Source organism: Labedella phragmitis (genome assembly GCF_004078635.1).
Taxonomy (GTDB): Bacteria; Actinomycetota; Actinomycetes; order Actinomycetales; family Microbacteriaceae; genus Labedella; species Labedella phragmitis.
This window is the reverse complement of sequence record NZ_RZNB01000003.1, coordinates 411071-428374: the sequence shown is the minus strand read 5'-3', so window position 1 is coordinate 428374 and position 17304 is coordinate 411071. Positions and strand designations below refer to the sequence as shown.

The window sequence follows — 17304 nt, the reverse complement described above, 5'->3', positions numbered from 1 at the left end:
CAGCGCGTCACGACGGGACATTGGCGTCACGCACTGCTTTCGACAAGGAGGACGAATGCACAGCATCAAGCGCGGAATCGCGGCGACCGTCGCGGTCGCAGCCCTGGCCCTCACAGGCTGCTCGGCCGGCGGCGGCGGGAGCGACGGACCCGTCGAACTCGACTTCTGGGCATGGGCGCCCAACGTCGACAAGGTCGTCGAAATCTGGAACGAACAGAACCCCGACATCCAGGTCACGGTCCAGAAGCAGGACGGCGGCGACCCCGTCATCACGAAGCTCCTGACAGCGCTCAAGGCCGGGAGCGGAGCCCCGGACCTCATCCAGGCCGAGTACCAGAAGATCCCAACGCTCGTGTCGTCCGACGCTCTCGCCGACATCTCGGGCGACCTCGATTCCGATGTCGCCGACGAGTTCGCCGATGGTCTGTGGTCGAGCGTCACGCTCGGGAGCGACGCCGTCTACGCCGTGCCGCAGGACTCCGGTCCGATGATGTTCTACTACCGCGAGGACGTCTTCGAAGAGCTCGGTCTCGAGGTCCCGACCACGTGGGACGAGTACGCGGAGGTAGCCGCAGCCGTTCACGCGTCGGACCCGTCGCGCTACCTCGGCACCTTCTCGGCGAACGACGCCGGGTGGTTCGCGGGCCTCGCCCAGCAGGCCGGCGCCTCGTGGTGGTCGATCGACGGTGACGCCTGGGGTGTCGACATCGACGAGTCGCCCACTCAGCAGGTCGCCGAGTACTGGGGCGGTCTCGTGGAGCAGGGCGTGATCGACAACAAGCCGATGTACACGCCCGAGTGGAACGCGGGACTCAACGACGGATCTCAGGTGGGCTGGCTGAGCGCCGTCTGGGCGCCGGGCGTCCTGTCGGGCAACGCCGCCGACACCGCCGGCCTCTGGCGCGCGGCGCCGATGCCCCAGTGGGACGCCGACGCCCCCGCGACGGGTGCATGGGGCGGATCGTCGACGGCCGTGACGACGCAGACCGAGCACCAGGCCGCCGCCGCGGAGTTCGCCACCTGGCTCAACACCGATCCCGAGGCCGTCGCCGCCATGGCCGACGTCATGGGCATCTACCCGGCGGCGACCGATGCCGCCGCCGAGGCCCTCACGACCTCGCCGGAGTTCTTCTCGAGCCAGGAGGACTTCTACGACGTGGCTGCCGAGGCCGCCGACTCGATCGCGCCGTTCACCTACGGCCCGAACGTCAACGTCACCTTCAGCGCCTACAACGACGAATTCTCCAAGGCCGCCGAGGCGAAGACGACGAGCGCCTTCCTCGACGCCGTCGCGGCGATGCAGCAGATCACCGTCGACGACCTCGAGAACACCGGGTTCACGGTCGAATGACCGCCACCGCCCGCCCGTCCGGGAGCGCGAGTTCCCGGACGGGCGTCCCCCGGACGCCGGACGCCTCGCTCGAGCGGGCAGAACTCGGCTCGGCTCGGCGGCGTCCCGCCGGGCACCGGTTCCGCACGCGCGTCCTCACCCCGTACGCGATGCTCGCCCCCGCGATCCTGCTCTTCCTCGCCTTCATGGCGGCGCCGATCGTCTACACGGTCGTCCTCAGTTTCCAGCGCGTCCAGGTGCAGGGCCTCGGCCTCGGGTCCGGCGCCCGGAAGACCGTCTTCGCGGGCTTCTCGAACTACGTCGCCGCCCTCGACGCCGAGTTCCTCGCGAGCGTCGGGCGCGTCCTCCTCTACGGGCTCATCCTCGTACCCACGATGCTCGGCCTCGCCCTCCTGTTCGCGCTGCTGCTCGACTCCAAGCGGTCGCGGGCCACGCGGTTCTCGCGCCTCGTCATCTTCCTTCCGTACGCGGTCCCGGGCGTCATCGCCTCGCTCCTCTGGGGATTCCTCTACCTCCCTGCGGTGAGCCCCTTCTACTTCGTGACGGACGCCCTCGGACTGGACGCGCCGACGATCCTCTCGTCGGACCTCATCGTGTTCGGTCTCGCCAACATCGGTCTCTGGGGCGGCGTCGGCTTCAACATGGTCGTCATCTACACCTCGCTGAAGGCCGTGCCGAGCGACATCTACGAGGCCGCGCGGCTCGACGGCTGCTCCGAGATCCAGATCGCGCTCCGGATCAAGGTGCCGATCGTGTTCCCAGCGCTCGTCATGACGGGTCTCTTCTCCCTCATCGCGACGCTCCAGGTGTTCGCGGAGCCGACGACGCTCCGCCCGCTCACGAACGCCCTCTCCACGACATGGAGTCCGCTCATGAAGGTGTACCGCGACGCGTTCACCCGCGACGACCTCGGCGCAGCCGCCGCGACGAGCGTCATCATCGCCATCGTGACACTCACGATGTCCTTCGTGTTCCTGCGCATCGTCCAGAAGCGCGCGTTCGGTCAGGAGGACTGATCATGACCACTACCGCATCCACGCGCACCCGCGTGACCGCGCCGCGGCGTTCATCTGCCGGCTCGTCCGCGACGACGCTTCGGCCCTCGCCCATCGCCACGGGCATCCTCATCATCGGCGCGCTCTACTGCCTCATCCCGGTCGTCTGGGTCGTCGCCGCATCGACGAAGAGCGCCGGGGAGCTGTTCTCCTCATTCACGCTGCTGCCGAGTACGCACCTGTTTGACAACCTCGCGCAGTTGAGCGCGTACCGTGACGGCATCTTCTGGCGATGGATGCTCAACTCGGCGATCTATGCGGGCGTCGGGGCGATCGCGTCGACGTGGGTCTCCGCTCTGGCGGGATACGTGCTCGCGAAGTTCACCTTCCCCGGAAAGGCCGCGGTGTTCTCGATCCTGCTCACGGGCGTACTCGTCCCGGGCGTCATTCTCGCGATTCCGCAGTACCTCCTGCTCGCGCAGCTCGGGCTCACCAACAGCTACTTGGCCGTCCTGCTCCCGCAGATCATCTCGCCATATGCCATCTACCTCGCCCGCATCTACGCGGCCGCAGCCGTCCCGACCGACGTGGTCGAGGCGGCGCGCACTGAGGGGGCGAAGGAGTTCACGATCTTCAACCGCATCGCCCTCCCGATGATGCTGCCGGGACTCGTCACGATCCTGCTGTTCCAATTCGTCGCCGTGTGGAACAACTTCATGCTGCCGTACATCATGCTCGGCAACGACACACTTTTCCCGGTGACCGTGGGGCTGAGCGGATTGCTCAACCAGGGTGCCTCGGCCCCATCCATGTACACGCTCGTGATCGCGGGGGCGCTCGTCTCGGTGCTGCCACTCGTTCTCCTGTTCCTCCTGCTGCAACGGTTCTGGCGGGTGGACCTCGCGGCGGGGGCCGTGAAGGCGTGACGGACGTCGGGGTCAGTGCTCGCGTGGCCGCGCCGTCACCGATCCAGGCGCCTCCCCTCCAATAGGCTCTGACCATGAGCTCAGGGGACCGGCCGCGGCGGCCCACGGTCAGCGACGTCGCCGCCGAGGCCGGTGTCTCCCGGGGCACCGTGTCGCGCTACCTCAACGGCGGCCACTGGGTGAGCCCCGAGGCGGAGGCTGCGGTGGCCGCGGCGATCCGGAAGACCGGGTACCGCATCAACCCCCACGCCCGCAGCCTCGCGACGCAGCGCACGAACTCAGTCGCGTTCCTCCTGACCGAGTCATTCGAGCGCCTCTTCGAGGACCCAAACTTCGCCCGCCTCATGCGCGGGACCTCCGCGGCCCTCGCGGAGCGGGACGTGTCGCTCGTTTTCATCCTCGCGGGGTCGGACGTCGAACGGCGCCGCGCGCGCGACTTCATCACGCAAGGACACGTCGACGGCGTCCTGCTCGTGTCGAGCCACGCGGGGGAGCCGGGACTCATCGAGGAGATTCACCGCGCCGGAGTGCCGATCATCGCATGCGGCATCCCGCTCGGCTTCGAGCGGAAGCTCGGGTGGGTCGCCGCCGACGACGCGACGGGGGCGCGCGAGATGACCGCGCACCTGCGATCGCTCGGACGCGCTCGCATCGCAACGATCGCTGGTCCGCGCGACACCTCCGGCGGGATCCAGCGGCTCACGGGCTTCCGCGAGGAACTCGGCGAGGCATTCGACCCGGACCTCGTGGAGCACGGCGACTACAGCCGTCGCAGCGGTCGCGCCGCGATGGCGGCCCTGCTCGAACGCGAGCCGGGGATCGACGCCGTCTTCGCCGCCAACGATCTGATGGCGGCTGGAGCCCTCGCTGAACTCGCCGAGCGCGGCATCGCCGTCCCGGGACAGATCGCTGTCGGAGGCTTCGACGACGCAGCCGTGGCGGCGGAAACAACGCCGACGCTCACGACGATGCGGCAGCCGTTCGACCGCATCAGTCAGGAGATGGTGCGACTGCTGCTCGAAGTCATCGCGGGGGGAATTCCTGCAAAGATCACGCTGCCGACCGATTTAGTGGTGCGAGATTCAGCCTAGGGCCTCATATCGCCTCATTCGGGTCACGAGACCCTAGGCGATGTTGTCGGCCGCTGACAGGCGCGGGAACAGGGTCTTCTTCTGGAAGACCACCCCGGCGTTCACCTCCAGGTCCAGCCCGGTGATGACCTCCGTCCGACCGAAGGACGTGTGGATGTTCGAGAGGCTGAGATCAGCCATCGTTGGATTCCTTCTGTGCGCCGGCCACCACGTTGATCCCGCTCCCGGTGATGATGTGTAGCAGCGCGACGAGTGCGATCATCGCGACGATGATGATGCTCGCCACGGCGTTCATGTCGGGCGAGATCCCGACGCGGGTCTGTGCGTAGATGGTGACGGGGAGTGTCTGCACGCCGATGGGCGCGACGAATACCTGGATCGTGAAGTTGTTGAAGCAGATGACGAAGGCACGCGCCGCTGAGTCCGATCGTCCGATCGCACGACTGGTGAGCGCACGGATCGCGTCGTCACGCCCACGATGTCGCCGATCACGACGATCTCCACGTCGCCCGGATCCGCACCGCGGGAGCCGTCCGCTTCTCGCGGTCCGGGCTCCCGATCGGGATCCAGTCGACCGTCGGACTGCGGCAGGATTCGCGGCTCCTGTCCATCGCCAGGGCCATCGCGGGGGTGCTTCCCCGACGTTCCGGAACACTCGCCGTCTGACACGGCGAGCGACGCGAGCGCCGGTCTCCCGAGCGGCGTCCGGTTTCGTGTGGGAAGGTAGAGGGTCTGCGGATCTCTCCACGGGAGGTTCGCTCCGACAGCGGCAGGCCTCCTCTCGAGGCGATCAGCCGCGGATCCCCGCCCTCGCGGCGCGTGCGTCAGCACCGCCGGATCGCAACCCGAGCACCTCGGGAGCGCATCGGGCCCATCGACTCCGGCACCCCAGGTGGTGCCACCCCTCTGCGTCGCACTGTGCGGCGCCCGTTCCGAAAGCACACATACGTGACTCTCAAGAAGACCCCTCGACACGAACTCGACCTCCCCACGCCCCGCCGTCTCGTCGACGGCGGATTGCGCGTGACGCCCCTCGGCGGCGTCGGCGAGGTCGGTCGCAACATGACCGTGTTCGAGCACAAGGGCAAGCTGCTCATCGTCGACTGCGGCGTGCTGTTCCCCGAAGAGAACCAGCCCGGCATCGACGTCATCCTCCCCGACTTCGCCGCGATCCGTTCGCGCCTCAAGGACGTCGTCGCCGTCGTGCTGACGCACGGTCACGAAGACCACATCGGTGGCGTCCCCTACCTCCTCAAGGAGCGACCGACGATCCCCATCGTCGGGTCGCGCCTCACCCTCGCCCTCGTCACGGCGAAGCTCGAGGAGCACAAGATCACCCCGAAGACCGTCCAGGTCAAGGAGGGCGACGAGGTCCAGTTCGGTCCGTTCGGCACCGAGTACTTCGCCGTCAACCACTCCATCCCCGACGGTCTCGCCGTCGCCCTCCGCACGAGCGCCGGCACGGTCCTCTGCACGGGTGACTTCAAGATGGATCAGTTCCCGCTCGACCGCCGCATCACGGACCTCGGCGGGTTCGCGCGCCTCGCCGACGAGGGCGTCGACCTGTTCCTCACCGACTCGACGAACGCCGACGTCCCCGGCTTCACGACCTCCGAGGAGGACCTCGCCCCGGCGATCGACCAGGTGTTCCGCACCGCTCCCCGTCGCATCGTCGTGTCGAGCTTCGCGAGCCACGTGCACCGCATCCAGCAGGTCATCGACGCGGCGGAGCGCCACGGCCGCAAGATCGCCTTCGTCGGGCGCTCCATGGTGCGCAACATGGGCATCGCGGCGGAGCTCGGCTTCCTGCGCATCCCCAAGGGCATGCTCGTCGACATGAAGGCGATCGAGAAGATGCCGGACGAGAACACCGTCCTCATCTGCACCGGGTCGCAGGGCGAGCCCATGGCGGCGCTGTCGCGCATGGCCAATCGCGAGCACATCATCGAGATCGGGGAGGGCGACACGATCCTCCTCGCGAGCTCCCTCATCCCCGGCAACGAGAACGCGATCTACCGCATCATCAACGCGTTCACGCGCTGGGGGGCGCAGGTCGTGCACAAGGGCAACGCGAAGGTGCACGTCTCCGGGCACGCGAGCGCCGGCGAGCTCACCTACTGCTACAACATCGTCAAGCCGTCTGCCGTGCTGCCGTACCACGGCGAGTGGCGCCACCTCACGGCGAACGCCGCTCTCGCGCGCAAGACGGGCGTCGCCGATGACCAGGTCTTCGTCATCGAGAACGGTGTGTCCGTCGACCTCGTCGACGGCCGGTCGAGCATCAGCGGTCGCATCCCCGCTCCGTACGTCTTCGTCGACGGGCAGACGATGGGTCTCGCGACCGAGACCGCGATGAACGATCGCCGCGTTCTCGCCGAGGAGGGCACGATCACGATCCTCGCCATCGTCGACTCGACCACGAACGCGCTCCTCGAGCCGCTCGAGTTCTTCGCTCGCGGCTTCGTCGAGGAGGAGGGCTGGGAGGAGAACGCCAACAAGGCGATCACCGAGGCTCTCGCGGGCGCCGGACCTCGCTCGAAGACCTCGGCCGATGAGCTCGAGGCCCTCATGACGCGCACGATCGGGCGGTGGCTCTCGCGTCGTCACCGCCGCAACCCGGTCGTCACGACGATCGTCGTCGACGAGTAGGCCCCTCCCCCTTCGGGTTGTCACATATCCGCGGTGTTTCCACTCGAACACCGCGGATTCGTGACAACCCGGGAGAACAGCGCGCCACCGGGTGATCGGCCCTGCTCCGAATGTCGGTGGTCGCGGGGAGACTGAAGGCACATGGATATCGTGACCGTTCCGTCCTCCCCGCCCGCCGAGGGTGCCCCGCGCGCGGCGCGGCCGCTGCTCGAGATCACGCGCATCTACGCGGAACCGGCCGCCGCGGAGTCGGCGCGCGGCCGGCAGATCCTCGCGCGCTGGCCCGAAGCCGAGGTCGTCGAGGTGCCGAGCCACTGGCAGATCCCCGAACTGCACGGCGACGAGCGCAACGTGCGCCGCTGGGTGCGTATCAAGACGGAAGCGCTCGTGCTCGGCACGAAGAAGACGCTCACGGTTCGGCCGAACGGCCGCTCCGCCGACTTCATCGCACCATCGCACGCGAACGGCTGCGCCATGGCGTGCGTCTACTGCTACGTGCCGCGGCGGAAGGGCTTCAGCAATCCCGTCACGACCTTCACGAACATCGAGCAGATCTCGGCCGCCATCGCGAAGCACGCGGGCAAGCAGGGCATGAAGCTCGAACCGAACCAGTGCGACCCGGACCTCTGGGTCTACGACCTGGGTGAGAACAGTGATTGCAGCGTCGATGCGATGATCAGCGACAACGTGCGTGACCTCGTCGACCTGTTCAGCGCCCTCCCGAACGCCAAGGCGTCCTTCGCCACGAAGTACGTCAACCGCGAGATGCTCGACTGGAATCCACAGGGCAAAACGCGCGTGCGGTTCTCGCTCATGCCGGCCGAGACCGCGAAGCTCGTCGACATCCGCACCTCACCCGTGCCGGAGCGCCTCGCCGCCATCGACGACTTCGTCGAGGCGGGCTACGAGGTCCACGTGAACTTCAGCCCCGTCATCATCGAAGACGGCTGGCAACAGAAGTGGGCGGAGCTCCTGCAGCAACTCGACGCATCGATCTCGCCGGCGGCCAAGGCGCAGCTCGCGTGCGAGATCATCTTCCTCACCCACAATCGGACGCTCCACGAGGTCAATACCGGGTGGAACCCGAAGGCCGAGCAGGTGCTCTGGCGACCGGATCTGCAAGAGGCGAAGGTGTCGCAGAACGGGCAGGCCAACGTCCGGTACCGCTTCGACGACAAGCAGCAGTACCTCAGCGACTTCCGGCAGCTCGTCGAGCGCTTCGCCCCGTGGTGCCGCATCCGCTACGCGTTCTGATCGCGAGAGACGCCGGTTGTCCGCCACGAGCGGCCGCCGTCGCCCGCCGCTCGGCGCGTCCGTTCGTCAGGGGAGGTGCCGCCGGATGCGGATGGGCCCTTTCGCGGTCGACGGGTCCACGACGTTCCCGCCCTGAGTGATGTCGACGACGCCGTCCGCGACGAGCCGGCGCGCGGCGCATCGTGCCGGTTCCATGAGGTCCCGCCAGTCGTCGTCGCCCACGGCGCGCGCGGCGTCCGACGGGCAGATCGTCGCGGTTGCTGCGCGCTTGTCGAGGAGTTCGAGGATCGTCGCCTCGAGGCGTCGGTCTGTCGCCGTCACCCCATGACGGCGGCAGGCAACCGAGCAGTACCGCACGTCGTCCCGATCGCCGGCCCAGCGCGCCCTCCACTCGATACGGCGACCGCACGACGCACAGGTCTTGTCGGCGTGATCAGGAGTGCTCGCGCGCGGTCGATGGGCCATGCCTCCAGTCTGCGCCCACGGGTTCCGGCACGGGCGGGGTTGCGTCCGCGAACCCGCGTCATGATCCGGCGCTGCGTGACTCTCTCCGATGGGCGAATGCACCCGCCCGATCGAATCCGAGGAGTTCCATGCCCAACGCCAGCCTCTTGACCACACCCGACGAAACGACGGAGACGCATCAGACCGAGACCCCAGCCGGTACCCGTCGCCTCGTGGATCAGCGCCTCGCCACGCTCGTCCACGAGCTCGCGCAGCGTGACCACCGTCACCTGGCCGATGCCGTCCGCCTCCGACCGGTGTCATGGCTCGTCGCGATGACGGGAGCGGCCGTCGTCCTCGCGTTCGTCGCCGTCGCGGTGGCTGTCGCGCCGGCCTGATCGGCGGTCTCGCCGTGGTCGAGCCGGCGGGTGCTGTCCCGGGAGATTGCCCCCGGTCGCGGTACGGTGTTCCGGGTCGAGCATCGGGCGTCGACGAACGGCGGCGGAGGTGGGATGCGCACGGGGCTCGTCGGTGCTGCGCTGCTCGTGATCGGCGCCGTCCTCGCCGTTGCGACCGGAACTCACGTCGACGACCTCCTGGTTCTCGCGGAGCGCATCTGGCCGGTCCTGCTCTTCGTCGTCTCGATCACGGTCGTCGCCGAGCTCGCAGCGGAGGCCGAGGTCTTCCGCGTCGTCGCTGAACGTCTCGCGCGCATCGGCCGCGGCCGGACCGTCGCGTTGTGGGCCCTCGTCATCGTCTTCGCCGTCGCGAGCACGGCCTTCCTCTCCCTCGACACCGCCGCGGTGCTCCTCACTCCGGTGGTCGTGATCCTCGCCCGTCACATCGGGGTGAGCCCCCTGCCGTTCGCGCTCACGACCGTGTGGCTCGCGAACACGGGCTCGCTGTTCCTGCCGGTCTCGAACCTCACGAACCTGCTCGCGGAGCACGAGCTCGACGGGATCGGCGCCGTCGGATTCCTGTCGCTCACGATCGTGCCCGCGCTCGTCGCGGTGCTCGTCCCCGTCATCGTCCTGGCGGTCGTGTACCGCCGTGAGCTTGCGCGGCCTTACGAGCCGACGATCACGGTACCGGTCGGCGACGTCGTGCTGTTCCGCTCGTCCGTCGTCGTCCTCGTCGTGCTCGTCCCCGCGCTCGTCTCCGGACTCGAGGTGTGGATCCCGGCGCTCGCCGCCGCGGTCGCGCTCGCGGCCGTCTTCGCCGTGCGGAGACGCACCTCGTTGCGATTCTCGCTCCTGCCCTGGCAGCTCGTGCTCTTCGCCGCTGGCCTCTTCCTCACCGTCGATGCGGCGCAGAACGCCGGGCTGACGTCGATCGTGGCCGCACTGGCGGGCACGGGGAACGCTCCGGCGGACCTGCTCCGACTGGCCTCCGTCTCGGCTGCAGGTGCGAACGTGCTCGACAACCTGCCCGCCTACCTCGCCGCCGAGCCCGCGGCCGGGAGCCGGGAGCGCCTCGTCGCCGTGCTCATCGGGGTCAACGCCGGCCCGCTCGTCACGCCGTGGGCATCGCTCGCGACGCTCCTCTGGCACGGACGTCTGGCCGCGCTCGGGGTCGAGATCTCCTGGTGGCGCTTCGCCGGCCTCGGCCTCATCGTCGCGCCGCTCACGGTCGTGGCCTCGACGCTCGCGTTCGCCGTCACGCGGTGACGGCGAACGCGTCTAGCACGACCGAGCATGCCTGTACATAGCTAGATCGTCTAGCTATGTCGCGCGATGATGGCCGTACGGCATCGAGAGTCCGATGTCGCGCTCCCTCGACAGAAGGGCGACCCCATGACGCTCATCCGCTCGCACCCGGTCGCGTCGAGCGAAACCGAGGCGGTGGCCGACGGCCTCCCGTACGCCCTGACGGCGTTGACCGGCATCCTCGCCTTCGCCCTCGCGGTGGTCTCCGCGACGCTCATGATCTCCTTGTCCACGACAGCGCCGTTCGATGTGACGACCGAGGATCCACCGATCGTCATGCGGACCTACGCCGACTGACCTCCGCCCGCCCGCGTGCTCACGTGAGGCAGGGGCGAGGCGAGGCGCGGCGCGGTCGATGGGGGACGCGCGGCCCGTCGTAGGCTGGACGCCATGGCAGCCGACAAGCGGTTCATCCCCGCACCCGACGTCGTCCACACGCGGACGGACGTCGTCGCGATCCTCTCGGCGGTCGCGGGCGGCCTCGCGGTCGCGTGCTTCTTCGCTCCATGGCTGTGGGCCATCTACGTCGCGATCGGCCTCGCCGTCGCCGGGCTCGTGCTCGGGCTCCGGTCGAGGAAACGGCTGCAGGCCGACGCGACGCTGGGCGGGGCCGGGTTGTCGGCCTTCGGTTTCCTCGCCTCGATCGTCGTGCTCGTCGTGCGGCTGCCCGTGCTCGTGATCGACGTGTCGGTGCTGCTCGGCGCCACCTGATCGGGCGCCGCCTCGCAGCCCGATCCGGCGCACCACGGGTCTTCGGGTCACGTACCATGGCGGGCATGGCCTCCGATCGTTCCGACGACATCGATCACCTCGACTTCGAGATCCCGAGCGACCTTCAACGCCAGTTGGCCGCGCCGACGGCTCCGACGGCGCCAGCGGCGCCCGCCGTCCGACGGCAGGAGCCGCGATCGACGGACGCGCCGCGCCCCGAACTCCTCGACGATGACGACGATGACGACGATGACGACGATGACGGCCCCACGCGCCTCCCGTCGTACCGCCGCCGTCGCGCGGTCATGTTCCTCGTGGCCCTCGTGCTCCTCGTCGCCCTGTTCCTCTCGAGCGGCATCCTGAGCCTCTTCCGGTTGGCGCCGGCTCCGAGCGACGACGGCGACCGCACCGTCAACGCGAGCGACACGACCGGCTCGCGCTGACCACGTCGTCGGGCTCCTCCGGGCGCGGAGGGCGGTGAGAACGTGGCCAGGGGCGCCGTCTACACTCGGGACGTCATGACCGCGTTCTCGTCTTCCCCCGCCGACCGCCGTCTCGGAGTGGCGACGTGAGCGCTCCTCGTCCGAACGTCCGGCGCGGGCCGCGCCGTCGTCGATCGGGACGGCGTCGGTCGGGACGGCGTCGGTCGGGATCCGGCGGACTCATCGTCACCACCGTCGTCGCCGCGGTGCTCGCCATCGGTGTCGTCGGATCGCTCGTCGCCCTCGCGCTCGGTGCGGGTTCCACTCCACCGAGGGCGGACGCCGTCCCCGGTATGACCGACCCGATCGTCGAGTCGAGTCGCATCGACGCCGTGCCCATGCCGGCCGACCGCTCGATCTCGTCGCTCGCCGATCCCGACTGGGTCGCCGTGATCGCGGGGAGGACCGGCATCCCGATCCGTCCGCTCTCCGCGTACGCCGGGGCCGCCCTGCGGCTCGCCGACGAGCAGCCGGGCTGTCACCTCGAATGGACGACGCTCGCGGCGGTGGGGCGTGTCGAAACAGTGCACGCGACCATCTTCGACTCCGTGCTCGACGACGACGGGCGCTCGTCGCCGGCCATCGTGGGCATCGCCCTCGACGGCGACGGTGTGCTCGCGGTCGACGACACGGACGGCGGCGCTCTCGACGGCGACACCCGCTGGGACCGCGCCGTCGGTCCGATGCAGTTCATCCCGTCGACGTGGGCGCTCGTCGGAGCGGACGGCAACGCCGACGGTGTCGCGGACGCGCAGCAGATCGACGACGCCGTGCTCACCGCGGGGCGCTACCTGTGCGCTCACGAACGCGACCTCTCGACCGCGACCGACTGGGTCGCGGCCGTCCGCTCCTACAACCCGAACACCGAGTACAACGACGACGTCGCCGACTTCGCCGACCGCTACGCCAGGTCCGCGAACGGTGAGGACGGTCGCGAGCAGTAGGCGACAGTCGGCCAGCGACAGCGGCGAACGGCTCGCATCGGCGCGACGGCGGCCACCGATACGATGGTCCGCATGGTGAAAATGGCCGAGGCCCTCGTGCGCCTGCAGACCCTCGCCGAACTCCCGACGGTCGTGGCGGTGGCCGAGGCCTTCCGCGCCGCCGGTCATGAACTCGCTCTCGTGGGTGGTCCCGTCCGCGACGCCATGCTCGATCGGGGCACGAACGACCTCGACTTCACGACGGACGCCCGCCCCGACGAGATCCTGCGGATCGTCACACCGATCTCCGCCGCTCAGTGGGACATCGGCCGCGAGTTCGGCACGATCGGTGCCCGCGTCGGCGACGACACCGTGGAGATCACGACCTACCGGGCCGACGAGTACGACGGCACGACGCGCAAGCCCGTCGTCGCCTTCGGCGACTCGCTCGAGGGCGATCTGGTGCGCCGCGACTTCACCGTCAACGCCATGGCGCTGCGCGTGCCCGACGTCGCCCTCGTGGATCCCTCCGGCGGCGTCGAGGACCTCGTCGCCCGCGTCCTTCGCACGCCGATCGAGCCGGAGGTCAGCTTCGGCGACGACCCCCTCCGCATGCTCAGGGCAGCGCGGTTCGCCGGACAACTCGACTTCTCCGTGCACCCGGACGTGCGCGAAGCCATGCGGGACCGCGCCTCCACCCTCGACATCGTGAGCGCCGAACGCATTCAGGCGGAGCTCACGAAGCTGCTCTCCACCGACGCTCCTCGCGAGGGACTGCGCCTCCTCGTCGACACGGGGCTCGCGGAGCGCTTCCTGCCCGAGATCCCGGCGTTGCGGCTCGAGATCGACGAGCATCACCATCACAAGGACGTCTACGAGCACTCCCTCACGGTGCTCGATCAGGCGATCGGATACGAGAAGCAGCGCCACCCCGGGGAGGCCCCCGATGTCGTCCTGCGCCTCGCGGCGCTCCTCCACGACATCGGCAAGCCCGCGACGAAGCGGACGGAGGCCGGGGGAGTGACCTTCTACCACCACGACGTCGTGGGGGCGAAGCTCGCGAAGAAGCGGCTCACGGCGCTCCGCTACGACAGCGACACCATCCGCGACGTCGCTCGCCTCGTCGAACTGCACTTGCGATTCTTCGGGTACACGGAGGCGGCGTGGAGTGACTCGGCCGTCCGTCGGTACGTCCGCGACGCGGGACCCCTGCTCGAACGCCTGCACATGCTGACGCGCGCCGACGTCACGACGCGCAATCGCCGGAAGGCCGATCGGCTGGGCTTCGCCTACGACGACCTCGAGGAGCGGATCGCGGTGCTCCGAGAGCAGGAGGAGATCGACGCCGTGCGGCCGGAGCTCGACGGCAACCGCATCCAGGAGGTCCTCGGGGTGCCGCCCGGTCGCGTCGTCGGAGAGGCGTACCGCTTCCTGCTCGAGCTGCGGCTCGACGAGGGGCCCCTCGGATCGGAGGAAGCGGAGCGACGCCTCACCGCATGGTGGGCGGAGCGTTCCGGGAACGTGTGAGGAGCGCCGTCGACCGCTTCTGACCTGATGAGCGCCACTGCCCGACGTGGCGCGGCGGTCGCAACCCCGTCGGAGGTGAGGGGCTCTCACTGGGCCGAATCGGCTCGCGGGCGTATCCTTTCCTGTGGCCGTCCCACCGCAGCGGAGAGCGGACGGCCGTGTGAGGCGGAACCCGAGACCACGACAGCCGTGGCACTCCGCCCGTCGGAACCGGTCGATTCAGGGGCCGGTGCCGCCCGATCCCGTCGCGGAGCCCGCGGCGACATCGGACCGAGAAGCCGAAGGACACACCCATGAAGCACCGCATCGCCCGCCTCGTCGCCCTCTCCGCCGTCGCTTCCCTCGCGCTCGCGGGGTGCGCGCCGGAACCGCAGTCGGACTCCGCCGACCCGACGACCGTGACCTTCCGGCTGTGGGATCAAACGGTCGCCGACGCGTACGAGGACTCGTTCGACGCGTTCGAGGAGGAGCACCCGGACATCGACGTCCAGGTGAACGTCGTCGAGTGGAGCGACTACTGGACGAGCCTCCGCACCGACGTCGCGGAACAGACGATGGACGACCTCTTCTGGGTCAACAACTCCTACTACGGCGCGTACGCGGACTCCGGCAGCCTCGTCGACATCGACTCGGTCCTGGGCGAGACCGCGAAGGACGCGTGGGAGCGGAGCGTCGTCGACCAGTTCACGCGCGACGAGACGCTCTGGGGCGTCCCGCAGCTGTACGACGGCGGAGTGGCCGTCTACTACAACGCAACCCTGCTCGAGGCGGCGGGACTCACACCGACGGACATCGAGGACCTCACGTGGTCACCCGATCCGGAGCAGGACACCTTCACGCAAGCGGCGCGGACCCTCACGCGCGACTCGTCCGGTCGAGCGGCGGGGAGCGAGGGGTTCGACCCGAACGCGGTCAGCCAATTCGGCACCAATCTCGCCTACGACCTCCAGGCCGTCCTCCTGCCCTACATCGGGTCGAACGGCGGAACCTTCCAGGATGGCGACCAGTTCACCTTCGACGACACGGAGTCGGCCGAAGCGATCACCTATGTGGTCTCGAAGATCCGGAACGACAATGTCGCTCCGAAGCCCGAGGAGACCAACGAGAACGGCGACTTCAGCCGCGACGCGTTCATCGAGGGTCGGATGGCGATGTTCCAGTCGGGCGTCTACAACCTCAAGAACATCGAGGAGGGCGCCGACTTCGAGTGGGGCGTCGTCCCGATGCCGGCCGGCCCGGCCGGGCGCGTCTCGGTGACGAACGGTGTGGTCGTGGCGGGGAACGCGGCATCCGAGAAGCAGGACGCGATCGCCGAGGTCCTCGAGTGGCTCGGTTCCGAGGACGGCGCCGAGCCCCTCGGCCGCTCGGGTGCGGTGGTCCCCGGTGTGACCGACGCGCAGAGCACCTTCTTCGACTACTGGGACGAGCAGGGCGTCGACATCGACCCGTTCTTCGAGGTCGGCGAGGACACGATCCCGGCCCCGACGGGACCCGACTTCGCGAAGGCGTTCGAGCAGTACGACCCGATCCTCCGCGACGTCTTCCTCGGTGTCCTCCCGGTCGAAACCGGGTTGAGACAGGCCGAGGACGCCGCGAACACCGCGATCACCGGCTGACGGTTCCTCTCCCGTCGGGCATGTCGCTGCGCCGTCCACCCGTCGTCCACAGGATCGGACCGGCGCGGGGTCGCACGCGTACCGATCCGGGGCTGTGCCGCCCCGTCGGCGCACCGATCATGGACCTCTCGCCTCCATCCGGCGATCACGAAGGGACAGCCATGATCGACTCCATCAGCCCTGCCGCGCCGACGGCCGTCGGACTTTCCGCCTCACGGGCCGCGACGGCCCGGGCGTCACGCCCCGCACCTCCCGCCCTCGACATGGCGGTTCCGCCCGATGTCCGGTACGATGGGCAGGTTGCCCGCGTGGATCCGATCCGTTTCCCGCGTCGCAACGATGCTGATTACCCTCCTGTTGCAGACCGTCTGCAGCCGTTCAAGTCCGAAGGAGGTGGGTTAGTGACGCATCAGTACGAACTCATGGTCATCCTCGACCCCGAGATCGACGAGCGCACCGTCGCTCCGAGTCTCGACAAGTTCCTCAATGTCATCCGCAACGATGGTGGAACGATCGACAACATCGACATCTGGGGCCGTCGTCGCCTCGCCTACGAGATCAACAAGAAGACCGAGGGCATCTACGCCGTCGTCAACTTCACGGCGAACTCCGCAGCGACCGACGAGCTCGACCGCCAGCTGAAGCTCTCGGAAGCCGTCATGCGCACCAAGGTGCTGCGTGCGGAAGAGGGCTTCGCTCTCGTCGCCGCCGAGGCGAAGCGCGCAGAGGCCAAGGCCGCTCGCGCCAGCAAGGCCCCCGCCAAGGCTGCCGCGAAGGACGCCTAGTCCGATGGCCGGCGAGACGATCATCACCGTCGTGGGCAACCTCACGGCCGACCCCGAGCTGCGGTACACGCAGAACGGGCTCGCGGTTGCCAACTTCACGATCGCTTCCACCCCTCGTTCCTTCGACCGGGCCTCCGGCGAATGGAAGGACGGTGAGGCGCTCTTCCTCCGGGCGAGCGTGTGGCGCGAATTCGCCGAGCACGTCGCCGGATCGCTCACGAAGGGCAGCCGCGTCATCGCGACCGGTCGCCTCAAGCAGCGTTCCTACGAGACGAAGGAAGGCGAGAAGCGCACGTCGATCGAACTCGAGATCGACGAGATCGGTCCGTCGCTGCGCTACGCCACCGCACAGGTGAGCCGCGCGCAGTCGTCCGGCGGTGGCGGTCGTGGCGGGGCTCCCGCCGTGACCGACGAGCCGTGGGCCGCGAGCGCTCCCGCCACGTCGACCTCCGGGGCGGCGGACGGCTGGAACACGCCCGGCTCCTACTCGGACGACACTCCCTTCTGATCCTCCTGACCGCAGCGACGCTGTGCGTCTCGAGCGGTGAGAACCCTCTTCATACGTAAAGGAAACCCACATGGCTGGAAAGTCTGGCGGCCCGAGCCGCAAGCCCGCCCGCGGGAAGGGCGCGAAGAACGCAGCCCCCGCGAAGGCGATCCGTGTCGGCGTCATCGACTACAAAGACGTCGCCACGCTCCGCAAGTTCATCTCCGAGCGCGGGAAGATCCGCGCTCGCCGTATCACCGGTGTCTCCGTTCAGGAGCAGCGCCTCATCGCACGTGCCGTCAAGAACGCGCGCGAGATGGCACTGCTTCCCTACGCCGGATCTGGCCGCTAAGGAGC

The 17304-nt window shown here is 68.8% G+C and carries 20 protein-coding genes and 1 pseudogene; 17 read left to right on the top strand and 4 right to left on the bottom strand.

Annotation, left to right across the window (positions count from 1 at the left end; all coding sequences use genetic code 11):
- The first annotated feature begins 55 nt into the window (after positions 1-55).
- The 4 genes from ELQ90_RS10125 to ELQ90_RS10110 all read left to right on the top strand — a co-directional run bounded on the left by ELQ90_RS10125 (position 56) and on the right by ELQ90_RS10110 (position 4363).
- Positions 56-1351 carry an ABC transporter substrate-binding protein gene (locus ELQ90_RS10125; RefSeq protein WP_128495125.1) on the top strand — a complete coding sequence of 432 codons (1296 nt, stop codon included), beginning with the start codon at positions 56-58 and terminating at the stop codon, positions 1349-1351.
- Positions 1348-2367: a carbohydrate ABC transporter permease gene (locus tag ELQ90_RS10120; protein ID WP_128495124.1), complete on the top strand. Its 1020-nt coding sequence runs from the start codon at positions 1348-1350 to the stop codon at positions 2365-2367. The genes ELQ90_RS10125 and ELQ90_RS10120 overlap by 4 nt, the downstream gene beginning before the upstream one ends.
- 2 nt (positions 2368-2369) lie before the next feature.
- A complete protein-coding gene (locus ELQ90_RS10115; protein ID WP_128495123.1) occupies positions 2370-3272 on the top strand; it encodes a carbohydrate ABC transporter permease in 903 nt (300 codons plus the stop codon).
- Between the two features lie 74 nt (positions 3273-3346).
- Entirely contained in the window at positions 3347-4363 is a 1017-nt protein-coding gene (locus ELQ90_RS10110; protein WP_208020620.1) for a LacI family DNA-binding transcriptional regulator, read from the top strand.
- 33 nt (positions 4364-4396) lie between these two features.
- Here ELQ90_RS10110 and ELQ90_RS16620 read toward each other — a convergent pair whose 3' ends face one another.
- Positions 4397-4543 carry a hypothetical protein gene (locus ELQ90_RS16620; RefSeq protein WP_166408975.1) on the bottom strand — a complete coding sequence of 49 codons (147 nt, stop codon included), beginning with the start codon at positions 4541-4543 and terminating at the stop codon, positions 4397-4399.
- Positions 4536-4715: a hypothetical protein gene (locus ELQ90_RS10105; protein WP_128495121.1), complete on the bottom strand. Its 180-nt coding sequence runs from the start codon at positions 4713-4715 to the stop codon at positions 4536-4538. The genes ELQ90_RS16620 and ELQ90_RS10105 overlap by 8 nt, the downstream gene beginning before the upstream one ends.
- 596 nt (positions 4716-5311) lie before the next feature.
- Between ELQ90_RS10105 and ELQ90_RS10100 the strand changes: the two genes are divergently transcribed.
- Entirely contained in the window at positions 5312-7012 is a 1701-nt protein-coding gene (locus tag ELQ90_RS10100; RefSeq protein ID WP_424980809.1) for a ribonuclease J, read from the top strand.
- 141 nt (positions 7013-7153) lie between these two features.
- Positions 7154-8266, top strand: a complete 1113-nt coding sequence (locus ELQ90_RS10095; protein ID WP_128495120.1) for a spore photoproduct lyase family protein — start codon at positions 7154-7156, stop codon at positions 8264-8266.
- Between the two features lie 66 nt (positions 8267-8332).
- Here the strand turns inward: ELQ90_RS10095 and ELQ90_RS17200 are convergent, their stop codons facing one another.
- Both ELQ90_RS17200 and ELQ90_RS17195 read right to left on the bottom strand, forming a co-directional pair.
- Positions 8333-8587: a DUF3253 domain-containing protein gene (locus ELQ90_RS17200; protein WP_243696130.1), complete on the bottom strand. Its 255-nt coding sequence runs from the start codon at positions 8585-8587 to the stop codon at positions 8333-8335.
- A gap of 15 nt (positions 8588-8602) precedes the next feature.
- A pseudogene (locus ELQ90_RS17195) lies at positions 8603-8731 on the bottom strand (DUF2256 domain-containing protein); the annotation flags it as partial.
- Between the two features lie 128 nt (positions 8732-8859).
- Between ELQ90_RS17195 and ELQ90_RS10085 the strand changes: the two are divergent.
- The 11 genes from ELQ90_RS10085 (at position 8860) to rpsR (ending at position 17299) form a co-directional block, all read left to right on the top strand.
- Positions 8860-9108: a hypothetical protein gene (locus tag ELQ90_RS10085; RefSeq protein ID WP_128495118.1), complete on the top strand. Its 249-nt coding sequence runs from the start codon at positions 8860-8862 to the stop codon at positions 9106-9108.
- Between the two features lie 114 nt (positions 9109-9222).
- Complete coding sequence (locus ELQ90_RS10080) at positions 9223-10377, top strand: SLC13 family permease (RefSeq protein ID WP_128495117.1); 1155 nt, start codon at positions 9223-9225, stop codon at positions 10375-10377.
- Between the two features lie 126 nt (positions 10378-10503).
- Positions 10504-10713, top strand: a complete 210-nt coding sequence (locus tag ELQ90_RS10075) for a hypothetical protein (protein ID WP_128495116.1) — start codon at positions 10504-10506, stop codon at positions 10711-10713.
- Positions 10714-10806: 93 nt separating this feature from the next.
- Positions 10807-11127 (top strand): hypothetical protein, encoded by a 321-nt coding sequence (locus tag ELQ90_RS16615; RefSeq protein WP_166408973.1) that lies wholly within the window; start codon positions 10807-10809, stop codon positions 11125-11127.
- 65 nt (positions 11128-11192) lie between these two features.
- Complete coding sequence (locus ELQ90_RS16610) at positions 11193-11570, top strand: hypothetical protein (RefSeq protein ID WP_166408971.1); 378 nt, start codon at positions 11193-11195, stop codon at positions 11568-11570.
- A gap of 125 nt (positions 11571-11695) precedes the next feature.
- The gene (locus tag ELQ90_RS10065; RefSeq protein ID WP_243696114.1) at positions 11696-12553 is read left to right on the top strand and encodes a lytic transglycosylase domain-containing protein; all 858 of its coding nucleotides are present in this window, start codon (positions 11696-11698) and stop codon (positions 12551-12553) included.
- Between the two features lie 72 nt (positions 12554-12625).
- Positions 12626-14059: a CCA tRNA nucleotidyltransferase gene (locus ELQ90_RS10060; RefSeq protein ID WP_128495114.1), complete on the top strand. Its 1434-nt coding sequence runs from the start codon at positions 12626-12628 to the stop codon at positions 14057-14059.
- A 293-nt stretch (positions 14060-14352) separates the two neighbouring features.
- Positions 14353-15675, top strand: coding sequence for an ABC transporter substrate-binding protein (locus tag ELQ90_RS10055; RefSeq protein ID WP_128495113.1), 1323 nt, complete (start codon positions 14353-14355; stop codon positions 15673-15675).
- Between the two features lie 401 nt (positions 15676-16076).
- Positions 16077-16460 carry a 30S ribosomal protein S6 gene (gene rpsF, locus ELQ90_RS10050; protein WP_128495112.1) on the top strand — a complete coding sequence of 128 codons (384 nt, stop codon included), beginning with the start codon at positions 16077-16079 and terminating at the stop codon, positions 16458-16460.
- A 4-nt stretch (positions 16461-16464) separates the two neighbouring features.
- On the top strand, positions 16465-16968 hold the full coding sequence (locus ELQ90_RS10045) for a single-stranded DNA-binding protein (protein ID WP_128495111.1): 504 nt from the start codon (positions 16465-16467) through the stop codon (positions 16966-16968).
- Between the two features lie 70 nt (positions 16969-17038).
- Positions 17039-17299: a 30S ribosomal protein S18 gene (gene rpsR, locus ELQ90_RS10040; protein ID WP_128495110.1), complete on the top strand. Its 261-nt coding sequence runs from the start codon at positions 17039-17041 to the stop codon at positions 17297-17299.
- The last annotated feature ends 5 nt before the right edge of the window (positions 17300-17304 follow it).

Excerpts from the sequence above, each read along its gene's own strand:
- ELQ90_RS10125 (WP_128495125.1), top strand. The coding sequence starts at position 56 with ATGCACAGCATCAAGCGCGGAATCGCGGCGACCGTCGCGGTCGCAGCC.
- ELQ90_RS10120 (WP_128495124.1), top strand. The coding sequence starts at position 1,348 with ATGACCGCCACCGCCCGCCCGTCCGGGAGCGCGAGTTCCCGGACGGGC.
- ELQ90_RS10115 (WP_128495123.1), top strand. The coding sequence starts at position 2,370 with ATGACCACTACCGCATCCACGCGCACCCGCGTGACCGCGCCGCGGCGT.
- ELQ90_RS10110 (WP_208020620.1), top strand. The coding sequence starts at position 3,347 with ATGAGCTCAGGGGACCGGCCGCGGCGGCCCACGGTCAGCGACGTCGCC.
- ELQ90_RS16620 (WP_166408975.1), bottom strand. The coding sequence starts at position 4,543 with ATGGCTGATCTCAGCCTCTCGAACATCCACACGTCCTTCGGTCGGACG.
- ELQ90_RS10095 (WP_128495120.1), top strand. The coding sequence starts at position 7,154 with ATGGATATCGTGACCGTTCCGTCCTCCCCGCCCGCCGAGGGTGCCCCG.
- ELQ90_RS10085 (WP_128495118.1), top strand. The coding sequence starts at position 8,860 with ATGCCCAACGCCAGCCTCTTGACCACACCCGACGAAACGACGGAGACG.
- ELQ90_RS10080 (WP_128495117.1), top strand. The coding sequence starts at position 9,223 with ATGCGCACGGGGCTCGTCGGTGCTGCGCTGCTCGTGATCGGCGCCGTC.
- ELQ90_RS10075 (WP_128495116.1), top strand. The coding sequence starts at position 10,504 with ATGACGCTCATCCGCTCGCACCCGGTCGCGTCGAGCGAAACCGAGGCG.
- ELQ90_RS16615 (WP_166408973.1), top strand. The coding sequence starts at position 10,807 with ATGGCAGCCGACAAGCGGTTCATCCCCGCACCCGACGTCGTCCACACG.
- ELQ90_RS16610 (WP_166408971.1), top strand. The coding sequence starts at position 11,193 with ATGGCCTCCGATCGTTCCGACGACATCGATCACCTCGACTTCGAGATC.
- ELQ90_RS10060 (WP_128495114.1), top strand. The coding sequence starts at position 12,626 with ATGGTGAAAATGGCCGAGGCCCTCGTGCGCCTGCAGACCCTCGCCGAA.
- ELQ90_RS10055 (WP_128495113.1), top strand. The coding sequence starts at position 14,353 with ATGAAGCACCGCATCGCCCGCCTCGTCGCCCTCTCCGCCGTCGCTTCC.
- ELQ90_RS10045 (WP_128495111.1), top strand. The coding sequence starts at position 16,465 with ATGGCCGGCGAGACGATCATCACCGTCGTGGGCAACCTCACGGCCGAC.
- rpsR (WP_128495110.1), top strand. The coding sequence starts at position 17,039 with ATGGCTGGAAAGTCTGGCGGCCCGAGCCGCAAGCCCGCCCGCGGGAAG.